Below are 10,826 nucleotides of genomic sequence, written 5' to 3' on the forward strand. Positions count from 1 at the left end.
CGCGCCGAGCGGGAAGCCCCCGCCGTACGGGCCTTCGTCGAGCAGGCCCGGGCCGGCCGGGACGGTGACTCCCGGCCCCGCCGCGCACCGGTACCGGGAGGCGCGAAGCGGGTCTCGAAGGGACCCGCTTGTCCGTCCCGGCCAATCACGGACGGGTGATCCTTCCGTGGAGGCGGAAATCCATCCCGGATCCGCCACTACACTGCTCAACACAACGCGTCAGGCCCACAGTGTCGTGCGTCTTCCACGCGGCTACCCCCTCCACCGCCTGCGGCCGTCGGGACGGCCGTCCGCACTGGACTTGTGAGGACCCACGTGAGCTCGAAACCTGTCGTACTCATTGCCGAAGAGCTGTCGCCCGCCACGGTGGACGCGCTCGGTCCGGACTTCGAGATCCGGCACTGCAACGGCGCGGACCGCGCCGAGCTGCTGCCCGCGATCGCCGACGTGGACGCCATCCTCGTGCGCTCCGCGACCAAGGTCGACGCCGAGGCCATCGCCGTCGCGAAGAAGCTGAGGGTCGTCGCCCGCGCCGGAGTCGGCCTGGACAACGTCGACGTGTCCGCCGCCACCAAGGCGGGCGTGATGGTCGTGAACGCCCCGACCTCCAACATCGTGACGGCCGCCGAGCTGGCCTGCGGCCTCCTCGTCGCCACCGCGCGCAACATTCCGCAGGCCAACACCGCGTTGAAGAACGGCGAGTGGAAGCGGAACAAGTACACCGGCGTCGAGCTCAGCGAGAAGACCCTCGGCGTCGTCGGCCTCGGCCGCATCGGCGTGCTGGTCGCCCAGCGCATGTCGGCCTTCGGTATGAAGATCGTCGCGTACGACCCCTACGTGCAGCCCGCGCGAGCCGCCCAGATGGGCGTCAAGATGCTGACGCTGGACGAGCTCCTCGAGGTCGCCGACTTCATCACCGTGCACCTGCCCAAGACCCCCGAGACCCTCGGTCTCATCGGGGACGAGGCCCTGCACAAGGTGAAGCCGTCCGTCCGCATCGTCAACGCCGCCCGCGGCGGGATCGTGGACGAGGCCGCGCTGTACTCGGCCATCAAGGAGGGCCGCGTCGCCGGCGCCGGACTCGACGTGTACGCGAAGGAGCCCTGCACGGACTCCCCGCTGTTCGAGCTCGACCAGGTCGTCTGCACCCCGCACCTCGGCGCGTCCACGGACGAGGCCCAGGAGAAGGCCGGCGTGTCGGTCGCCAAGTCGGTGCGCCTCGCCCTCGCCGGCGAGCTCGTGCCGGACGCGGTCAACGTCCAGGGCGGGGTCATCGCCGAGGACGTCCGCCCCGGCCTGCCGCTCGCGGAGAAGCTCGGCCGCATCTTCACCGCCCTCGCGGGCGAGGTCGCGGTCCGCCTCGACGTGGAGGTCTGCGGCGAGATCACCCAGCACGACGTCAAGGTGCTCGAACTCTCCGCGCTCAAGGGTGTCTTCGAGGACGTCGTCGACGAGACGGTCTCCTACGTCAACGCCCCGCTCTTCGCGCAGGAGCGCGGCGTCGAGGTCCGCCTGACCACCTCGTCGGAGTCCCCGGACCACCGCAACGTGGTGACCGTCCGCGGCACCCTGTCGGACGGCTCGGAGGTCTCGGTCTCGGGCACGCTCGTGGGTCCGAAGCACCTGCAGAAGATCGTCGGCATCGGCGACTACGACGTGGACCTGGCGCTCGCCGACCAGATGGTCGTCCTGCGCTACGCCGACCGCCCGGGCGTGGTCGGCACCGTCGGCCGCATCCTCGGCGAGGCCGGCCTGAACATCGCGGGCATGCAGGTCGCCCGCGCCGAGGAGGGTGGCGAGGCGCTCGCTGTCCTCACGGTCGACGCCGAGGCCCCGGTGAACGTCCTCGCGGACATCGCCACGGAGATCGGCGCGGTCTCGGCCCGTACGGTCAGCCTCCGCTGACGTTCCGGCAGCTGACGCAGGACCTACGCGAAGGGCCCGGGGAAACCCCGGGCCCTTTCGTGTTCCCGCTGTCACCGGACGGGGCTCAGACCCCCGGTCCCGGCTCGGAGCCGCGGATCCCGGACCTTCCTCCGTCGCTCAGCGCGCGAGTGCTTCGTCGGCGAGGGCCCCCTGCGCGGCGGCCGGGGCGGTGGCTGCGCGGCCGCGGAGCAGGATCGCGGCGAGCACCGCCGCCGCGAGCAGCAGGACCGTACCGCCCCAGGCCGCGTACTGCATCGCGTGGACGAAGGCCTCGCGGGCCACGGTCAGGACCTGTCCTCCCGCTTCGCCGCCGAGCTCCTGCGCGGTGGCCACGGCCCCGCCCAGGGTCTCCCGTACGGCGGGCTCGGAGTCCGCGAGGTCGGAGCGGTAGACGGCGGTGCCGAGGCTGCCGAGGACGGCCATCCCGAGGGCGCCGCCGAACTCCTGGCCCGTCTCCAGCAAGGAGGCGGCGGAACCGGCCTTCTCGGCGGGGGCGGCGCCCAGGGCCATGTCGGAGACCAGGGACATCACGGTGACGATGCCGCTGGCGAGGACGCCGGCCCCGGCCAGCAGCAGCCACAGCGAGTCCGTGCCGACCAGGCCGATCAGGGCGAACCCGGCTGCGGCGAGGAGGAAGCCGCCCGCGATGACGTACGCCCGGTCGGTCCTCTGGGCGAGGGCCGCGCCGGCGGGGGCGGCGGCGCCGATGACGACCGAGGGGGCCAGGCTCCACAGGGCGGCCTCGAGGGTGCCCATGCCGAGCACCGACTGCAGGTACTGGGTGGTGAAGTAGGCCGAGCCCATCATGGCGAAGGCGGCGACGGTGTTCAGGCCGATGCCGGCGCCGAATCCGCGGCCCCGGAAGAGGGTCCGGGAGACCATGGCGTCCTCACGGGTGCGCTGGCGGCGGACGAAGGCGTATCCGAAGGCCAGGCCGACGGCGAGGCAGCCGGCGCGGAGCGGGGTGACGCCCTCGGCGGCGATCTCCTTGAGGCCGTAGACCACGGGCAGTACGGCGGCCATGGACAGCGGCACGCTCAGCAGGTCGAAGCGGCCGGGGGCCGGGTCCTTGAACTCCGGTACCAGCACGGGGACCAGGGCGAGCAGGAGCAGCATCGCGGGCACGTTGATCAGGAAGACGGAGCCCCACCAGAAGTGGTTGAGCATCACTCCGCTCATCACGGAGCCCAGCGCGATGCCGCCCGTCATGGCGCCGGACCAGATCGCGATGGCCTTGCCGCGCTGCTTGTCGTCCTGGAAGAGGTTGCGCACCAGGGCGAGCGTGGAGGGCATCAGGGTGGCGCCTCCGATGCCGAGCAGGACGCGGGCCGCGATGAGCATCTCGGCGCTGGTGGCGTAGGCCGCGCCGGTCGAGGCGAGCCCGAAGGCGGCCGCGCCGGCCAGCAGGAGCTTGCGGCGGCCGATGCGGTCACCGAGCGAGCCCATCGTGATCAGCAGGCCGGCGAGGGCGAAGGCGTAGCTGTCGAAGATCCAGAGCTGCTGTGTGGCGGTGGGGTCGAGCTCCCGGGAGATGGCCGGGATGGCGAAGTAGAGGACGGAGACGTCCATCGAGACCAGGAGCAGGGGAAGCAGGAGGACGGTGAAGGCGGTCCATTCCCGGCGACCGGCGAGACGCGCTGCGGGGTTCGTCATGAGCAGTAATGTACAAGCGTCATAAACGACTGTCTAGAACGGATGTATATGACAATCGTCTGGAACAGTTGTAACGGGTGGGAGTCCTGGCTACCGTGAGGGCATGGGACATCGAGAAGACTTGCTGGAAGGCGCCAAGAAGTGCCTGGTCGAGAAGGGTTTCGTGCGCACGACCGCGCGCGACATCGTCAAGGCCTCGGGCGCGAACCTGGCCTCGATCGGCTACCACTACGGCTCCAAGGACGCGCTCCTCACCCAGGCGTTCATCGCCGTGATCGAGGAGTGGGGCGACAAGTTCACCGACGGCGTGACGGGGGAGGGCGGCTCACTGGAGCGCTTCCGCTCGGTGTGGGACGGGGTGCACGCCGGTCATGAGGAGTCCGGCCCGGTCTGGGCGGCCAGCATGGAGATCGCGCTCACCCGCGAGGGGCTGCCGGAACTTCGGGCGATGCTGGCGGCCTCGCAGGGGGAGGGGCGCAAGGGGCTGGTCTCGATGTTCACGGGCGTGCCCGAGGAGGAGCTCGGCGAGGAGGATCTGCGCACGGCCGGCGCCTTCTACCAGGCCCTGCTGAACGGGTTCATGATGCAGTGGCTCTTCGATCCCGCGTCGGCCGCGACGCCCGCGGAACTGACCGAGGGCATGCGGCGGGCGGTGGAGCTGATGGTGAAGACCGGGCCCGCGGGGGCCGCCGGCGCCGGACGAGCGGAGTAGGAACGCCGCCGCGGCGGCCGGGACCTCCGGCTACTCGGGCGGCGCCGGACGCTGCCCCCGGCCGTGCAGGCGGGCCGCCTTGAGGGACATGTGGAGGAGCAGCCGGTCCTCACCCTCGTCGAGATCGAGGCCGGTCAGCTGCTCCACCCGTGCGAGGCGGTAGTACAAGGTCTGGCGGTGGATCCCCAGAACCGCCGCCGCGCGGCCCGCCTGGCCCGCGCAGTCCAGGAACACCTCTGCGGTCCGGGCCAGTTCGGGGTGCGCCGGGCCGAGCAGGGCACGGGCCGCCGGATCGTCCAGGGCCTCCTCGGCCATCGACGCCAGCATCCGGTAGGGCCCGATGGCGGACCACTGCGCGACCGGACCCAGCCGCGGCCGCGCGCCCGCGGCCCGCGCCGCGGCGACGGCCTGCTGCCAGGCGGCGGGCAGTCCCGCGAGCGCCCGCACGGGATCGGACACCCCGGCGGTCGCCCCGGCCGCCCCGGCTGCCCCGGACGCGGTGGCGCCCGGTCCGGCCGCCCCGCGGGGCATCAGCCGCGCGATCGCCGTCATGGCCGGGGCCAGCGGGTCCGTACCGCGCATCCGGATCAGGACCGCCAGGGACCGCCGTCCCGGGCCGGCCGGCCCGTCCGGGCCGCGCGCGCCGGAGCCCGGCTCCTCCTCGCCGGCCCCGGGCCGGGGGACCACGCACACGGCCGCCGCTCCCGGGACCGACGCCGGAGCCTCCCCGGGCCACGGGCTCACGCACACCGCCGCGTGCAGTCCCTCCTCGCCCGGACCGAGCGCCATCCGGAGCGCGGCCACCGCCATGTCCTGCTGCCGGCCCCGCCCGGCGGTGAGCACCGCCAGGAACTCCCGGGACAGGCCGGCTCCCGCCCGCGCCTCCTCGGCGAGGAGGACGCCGATGCGCTGGGCCACCTCCATGGCCGCCGCCAGCGCCCCCGCGTCCGGGCTGGGCTCCTGGTCGAGGAGCCATACGTAGCCCTGGACGATCCCGTGGTGGCGCGCCGGCAGGCAGATCCGGCCCCGCAACACTCCCGCCTCCGGGGCCGCCGGGATCCGTACCGGTCCGATGGCGCGGGCGATGCCGAAGCCCTCGAACCAGGAGCGGACGGCAGCGGTCGACTGGCGGGTGAGGATCGAGCGGGTCCGTACCGGGTCCAGTACGAGTTCGCTGCCGTCGCTGTCGCTGTCGTGCGCGCCGAAGGCGATGAGGCGGAAGTCCCGGTTCTCCAGCGTCGCCGGAGCGCCGAGCAGCGCCGAGATCTCGTCCACCAGGTCCTGGTAATCGCCCTTCACCCGCACATTCTCCCACCCGCCGACCGGCTCCTCAGACAGATGTATGAGATCCCGGCCACGGATGCGTGACAGCTGTCGATGGCAGAGGATCAGGAAGATCCCTAGGTTTCACGGTGGTTTCACTCGCGTTCTCCCTATGGCCGCCGCCGTCCCGGCGGGGGGCCGTATGCCCTGCTTCAGCTCAGTCAGCCACCCGTTGGAGGTACCCCGTGCTGGGTCCCGCGATCCTCGCCGCCTCGCGCAGCGACAAGATGCGCCGAATCGTCTCTGCCGCCCCGGTGACCAAGCCCGTGGTGAACCGGTTCATCCCGGGTGAGACGGTCGACCAGGTGCTCCCGATCGTCGAGGACCTCACGGGCAAGGGCCTGGAAGTGACCCTCGACGTCGTCGGCGAGGACATCACCACGGTGGAGCAGTCGCACGCCGCGCGCGACGCCTACCTGGAGCTCATCGAGCAGCTGGCGACCCTGGGCCTCGGTGAGACCGCCGAGATGTCGGTGAAGCTCTCGATGTTCGGCCAGGCGCTGGAAGGCGGCCACGAGCTGGCCCTCGCCAACGTCCGCCCGGTGGTCGAGGCCGCCGCCGCGATCGGCACGACCGTCACCCTGGACGCCGAGGACCACACCACCCTCGACTCGATGTTCGCCATCCACGAGGAGCTGCGCCGCGACTTCCCGCAGACCGGCTGCGTGATCCAGGCGTACCTCTTCCGCACCGAGGCCGACGCCCGGCGCCTGGCCGCCGCGGGCAGCCGCGTACGGATCGTGAAGGGCGCCTACAAGGAGCCCGCCGAGGTCGCGTACCAGGACAAGGCCGAGATCGACAAGGCGTACGTCCGCATCCTGAAGATCCTCATGGACGGCGACGGCTACCCGATGATCGGGTCCCACGACCCGCGCCTGATCGCCATCGGCCAGGAGCTCGCGCGCAAGGCCGGGCGCAAACTGGACGAGTACGAGTTCCAGATGCTCTACGGCATCCGCAGCGAGGAGCACCTGCGCCTGGCCGCCGAAGGACACCGGATGCGCGTCTACACGGCGTACGGGACCGACTGGTACGGCTACTTCATGCGGCGCCTCGCGGAGAAGCCCGCCAACCTCCTCTTCTTCCTCCGCTCGATGATCACCAAGAACTAGGCACCCCACTAGCTCAAGGAGTTACCAGTTTCATGGATGCTGTGACCCAGGTCCCCGCGCCGGTCAACGAGCCGGTCCACTCGTACGCCCCCGGCACCCCGGAGCGCGCGCGCCTCGAGACCCAGCTGAAGCAGCTGTCCGAGAACCCGATCGACCTCCCGATGACCATCAACGGCGTCAAGCGGATGGGCGGCGGCGAGCGCTTCGACGTCGTGCAGCCGCACGACCACAAGTCGGTCATCGGTACGTACGCTAACGCCACCCAGGCCGACGCGCAGGAGGCCGTCGACGCCGCCCTGGCCGCCGCCCCGGCCTGGCGCTCGATGTCCTTCGACGACCGCGCCGCGATCATCCTGCGCGCCGCCGAGCTGCTGGCCGGCCCGTGGCGCGAGAAGCTGGCCGCCTCCACCATGCTCGGCCAGTCGAAGACCGCGCAGCAGGCCGAGATCGACTGCCCGTGCGAGCTCGTCGACTTCTGGCGCTTCAACGTGCACTTCGCCCGCCAGATCCTGGCCGAGCAGCCGGGTGCCAACTCGGCCGGCGTCTGGAACCGCAGCGACCACCGCCCCCTCGAGGGCTTCGTCTACGCGATCACGCCGTTCAACTTCACCGCCATCGCGGGCAACCTGCCGACCGCCCCGGCCCTGATGGGCAACGTGGTCGTCTGGAAGCCGTCCCCGACGCAGACCCACTCCGCGGTCCTCCTCATGGAGCTGCTGGAGGAGGCCGGCCTGCCGAAGGGCGTCATCAACCTGGTGACGGGCGACGGCATCGCCGTCTCCGAGGTGGCGCTGACGCACCCCGAGCTCGCGGGCATCCACTTCACCGGTTCGACCAAGACCTTCCAGCACCTGTGGAAGACGGTCGGCACCAACATCGAGAAGTACAAGTCCTACCCGCGCCTGGTCGGCGAGACCGGCGGCAAGGACTTCGTCGTCGCGCACCCGTCCGCGGACCGCGCGACCCTCAAGACCGCGCTGACCCGCGGCTCCTTCGAGTACCAGGGCCAGAAGTGCTCGGCGTCCTCGCGCGCCTACGTCCCGGCCTCGATCTGGAACGACGGCTTCAAGGAGGCCTTCGCGGCCGAGATCGACGGCATCACCATGGGTGACGTCCGCGACCTGACGAACTTCATCGGCGCCGTCATCGACGAGCGGTCCTTCGCGAAGAACAAGGCCGCCATCGACCGTGCCATCGCCGACCCGACCTGCGAGATCGTCGCGGGCGGCGTGTACGACGACTCGGAGGGCTACTTCGTCCGCCCGACCGTCATCGCGTGCACGGACCCGGAGAACGAGGTCTTCACGACCGAGTACTTCGGCCCGATCCTGGCGGTCCACGTGTACGAGGACGCCGACTTCGACGCCATGCTGGCGCAGATGGAGTCCGTCTCGGCGTACGCCCTGACCGGCTCGATCATCGCCGGGGACCGCTACGCGGCCGCCGACGCGATGGAGAAGCTCCGCTTCGCCGCGGGCAACTTCTACATCAACGACAAGTCGACCGGCGCCGTCGTCGGCCAGCAGCCCTTCGGCGGCGGCCGCGCCTCGGGCACCAACGACAAGGCCGGCGCCGCGACGAACCTGCAGCGCTGGACCTCGACCCGCTCCATCAAGGAGACGCTGGTCGCGCCGACCGAGTACGGCTACCCCCACATGGGCTGATCCCGGCCCCGCTGAACCCCGCCCCCGCTCCGGTACCCCCAAGTCCGGAGCGGGGGTGGTCCCATGTCCGGGCGGGTCCGCGCCCTCCTACGGGACGAGCACGACCTTGCCCAGGTTCCCGCGCCGCTCGATCACGGCGTGCGCGCGGGCCGCCTCGGCAAGGGGGATCTCCTCGTGCACGGCGGTGCGCAAGGTGCCCGCCTCCCACAGCTCCCACAGCTCGCGCCGCCAGCGCTCGTACAGTTCGGGCTTGCCGGTGGCGATGGCCCGCATCTGGAAACCGGTCACCGAGGCGCCGCGGACCAGGAGTTCGTAGGCGTCCACCGTGCCGCCGCCGGAGCCGAAGGCCACCAGCCGGCCTCCGGTCGCCAGGGCCCGTACGCCGGGGCCCAGCAGATCGCCGCCGACGCCGTCGAGGACCACGTCGTACGGGGCTCCCCAGTCGGCGTCCTCGTACAGGACGACCTCGTCGGCGCCGAGGCCCCGTACGAACGCCGCCTTGCCGGCGCTGCTGACGGCGGCGACGACGCGGCTCGCCCCGCCGGCCCTGGCGAACTGCAGGGCGAGCGTCCCCACGGCGCTGGCGGCCGCCGTGACCAGGACCGACTCCCCGGGCTCCACGCGCGCGGCCTCGTACGCGCCGCGTGCCACCAGCCCGCTGCGGACCAGGGCGACCGCCTCGACGGCGCTCGCGCCGTCCGGGATCCGGGAGGTCATCGCGGCGCCCAGGACCGCGAACTCGGCGTAGGCGTCGGCGAAGCACAGCCCCGTGACGCGGTCGCCCACGGCGAAGCCCGCGGCCCCCTCTCCGGTGGCGGCGATCCGCCCGGCGACCTCGCCGCCGAACGGCGTCGCCGTGCTGCCCTCCCGGACCTTGCGGACGGTGGGCAGGGTCACCCCGACGGCCTCGGAACGGACGAGGACCTCACCCGGCCCCGGGCCGGGTACCGGGACGTCCTCCGCGAAGAGGACTTCGGGGCCGCCGTTGACCTCGTGGCGGATGCGGAGCATGGGGGACCTCCCGTTGTCGATCTTGTGAAGGTCTCACGGTAGTGCCACGCGGTCCGCGTCCTAGTGCGGCACTAGACCTCGGTCATGACCTGGTCGAGGGACTTGCGGACCAGGTCCGGGACCTCGCAGTCCTCGGACGGGTAGCCGACCGGGATGACCGCGAAGGCCTTCTCGTTCTCCGGGCGGTTCAGGACCTGGGAGAGGAAGCGCATCGGGCTCGGGGTGTGGATCAGCGCGGCCAGGCCCGACAGGTGGAGGGCGGACAGCAGCATGCCGACCGCGATGCCGACCGACTCGTCGACGTAGTAGTGCTTGTGCTTCGTACCGTCGTCGCCGAGCCAGTAGCGCTGCTGGAACACCACGATCATGGCCGGGGCGTCGGTGAGGTGGGTCTTCACGGCGTCGGTGCCGATGGGGCGCAGCGCCGCCAGCCATTCGTCACCGAGCCGGCCGTCGTAGGACAGCTGCTCCTCCTGCTCGGCGGCCGCGCGGATCTGCTCCCGTACGGCCGGGTCCTTGACCAGGACGAAGGTCCACGGCTGCTGGTGCGCCCCCGAGGGCGCGGTCGCGGCGCACGCGACGGCGTCGCGGACCACCTGCTCGGGGACAGGGTCGGGGGAGAAGTGGCGTACGGTCCTGCGCTCGTCCATCCGCGTCCGCAACTCGGCGGCGCGCGCGAGGGATTCCTCGCTCGGCATCCGCTCGGGCCGGTAGGCGGCGGGACGGTAGGGCTGGCCGTGGATCGGGGTCCACTGCTGGGTATCGGGCGACATGCGCCGAGTCTGCCGAGGCAATGGTCCAGACCGCCAGACCCGCGTCGGCCGAATCCGGCCGGTGGGCGCCACTGCGCGTCCGTATAGCGGGGACCGGTGCCGGGGAGTCCGCTTGGTACGGTCCCGTCATGGCTGACGGGGACAGGGGAGCGGGTCCGCACGGTGCTGCGGCAGACGGCGGCGGGGGACCGGGGAGCCGCGCGCGCACGAGGGCCCTGCGGTCGGTGTTCCTGCGGCACACCTCGCAGGTCGCCGAGTGGGAGATGCGCCGGGTGCGGGAGCTGCTCGACGCCGCCTTCGAAGGGGACTTCGGGGCGGAGGACTTCGAGCACGCGCTCGGAGGGATGCACGCGCTGGTGTACGACGGCGAGGAGCTCGTCGCGCACGGGAGCGTCGTGCAGCGGCGGGTCGTGCACGCGGGACGGGCGCTGCGCACCGGGTACGTCGAGGCCGTGGCCGTGCGCGCCGACCGGCGGCGGTCCGGGCTCGGCGGGGTGGTGATGCGGTCGCTGGAGGGGGTCGTCGCGCGGGCCTACGTACTGGGCGCGCTCAGCGCCCCTTCGCCGTGCCCGCACTCCAGTCCGCCTGGCTCAAGGCCCACCACCCGGCCGCCCTCTACGCCGGACTGCTCGAACACGACCCCGGGATGTGG

Annotated in this window: 9 protein-coding genes; 5 read left to right on the forward strand and 4 right to left on the reverse strand. The window is 72.0% G+C overall.

Translation table 11 applies throughout. From position 1 onward, the window contains the following. Nucleotides 1–315: 315 nt before the first annotated feature. On the forward strand, nucleotides 316–1,905 hold the full coding sequence (gene serA / locus ABZY44_RS36070; protein ID WP_356661496.1) for a phosphoglycerate dehydrogenase: 1,590 nt from the start codon (nucleotides 316–318) through the stop codon (nucleotides 1,903–1,905). Nucleotides 1,906–2,043: 138 nt separating this feature from the next. Here the strand turns inward: serA and ABZY44_RS36075 are convergent, their stop codons facing one another. Then, the gene (locus ABZY44_RS36075) at nucleotides 2,044–3,579 is read right to left on the reverse strand and encodes an MFS transporter (protein ID WP_356661498.1); all 1,536 of its coding nucleotides are present in this window, start codon (nucleotides 3,577–3,579) and stop codon (nucleotides 2,044–2,046) included. A gap of 103 nt (nucleotides 3,580–3,682) precedes the next feature. On the opposite strand from ABZY44_RS36075, the gene ABZY44_RS36080 reads away from it, so the two are divergent. Further along, on the forward strand, nucleotides 3,683–4,291 hold the full coding sequence (locus ABZY44_RS36080) for a TetR/AcrR family transcriptional regulator (protein WP_356661500.1): 609 nt from the start codon (nucleotides 3,683–3,685) through the stop codon (nucleotides 4,289–4,291). A gap of 30 nt (nucleotides 4,292–4,321) precedes the next feature. Here the strand turns inward: ABZY44_RS36080 and ABZY44_RS36085 are convergent, their stop codons facing one another. Further along, nucleotides 4,322–5,590 carry a helix-turn-helix domain-containing protein gene (locus ABZY44_RS36085; RefSeq protein ID WP_356661502.1) on the reverse strand — a complete coding sequence of 423 codons (1,269 nt, stop codon included), beginning with the start codon at nucleotides 5,588–5,590 and terminating at the stop codon, nucleotides 4,322–4,324. A gap of 209 nt (nucleotides 5,591–5,799) precedes the next feature. Between ABZY44_RS36085 and ABZY44_RS36090 the strand changes: the two genes are divergently transcribed. Together ABZY44_RS36090 and pruA are read left to right on the forward strand one after the other, a co-directional pair. Beyond that, the gene (locus tag ABZY44_RS36090) at nucleotides 5,800–6,726 is read left to right on the forward strand and encodes a proline dehydrogenase family protein (RefSeq protein ID WP_356661504.1); all 927 of its coding nucleotides are present in this window, start codon (nucleotides 5,800–5,802) and stop codon (nucleotides 6,724–6,726) included. 32 nt (nucleotides 6,727–6,758) lie between these two features. After that, on the forward strand, nucleotides 6,759–8,390 hold the full coding sequence (gene pruA, locus ABZY44_RS36095; RefSeq protein ID WP_356661506.1) for an L-glutamate gamma-semialdehyde dehydrogenase: 1,632 nt from the start codon (nucleotides 6,759–6,761) through the stop codon (nucleotides 8,388–8,390). Between the two features lie 87 nt (nucleotides 8,391–8,477). On the opposite strand, the gene ABZY44_RS36100 is transcribed toward pruA, so the two are convergent. Beyond that, nucleotides 8,478–9,401, reverse strand: a complete 924-nt coding sequence (locus tag ABZY44_RS36100) for a zinc-binding dehydrogenase (protein ID WP_356661508.1) — start codon at nucleotides 9,399–9,401, stop codon at nucleotides 8,478–8,480. Between the two features lie 71 nt (nucleotides 9,402–9,472). Further along, a complete protein-coding gene (locus ABZY44_RS36105) occupies nucleotides 9,473–10,174 on the reverse strand; it encodes a nitroreductase family protein (protein ID WP_356661510.1) in 702 nt (233 codons plus the stop codon). A 263-nt stretch (nucleotides 10,175–10,437) separates the two neighbouring features. Here ABZY44_RS36105 and ABZY44_RS36110 point away from each other — a divergent pair. After that, nucleotides 10,438–10,826, forward strand: a 389-nt coding sequence (locus ABZY44_RS36110; protein WP_356661512.1) for a GNAT family N-acetyltransferase, incomplete at its 3' end; no start/stop codon positions are given.

It is taken from the genome of Streptomyces sp. NPDC006544, assembly GCF_040611715.1.
Lineage (GTDB): Bacteria > Actinomycetota > Actinomycetes > Streptomycetales > Streptomycetaceae > Streptomyces.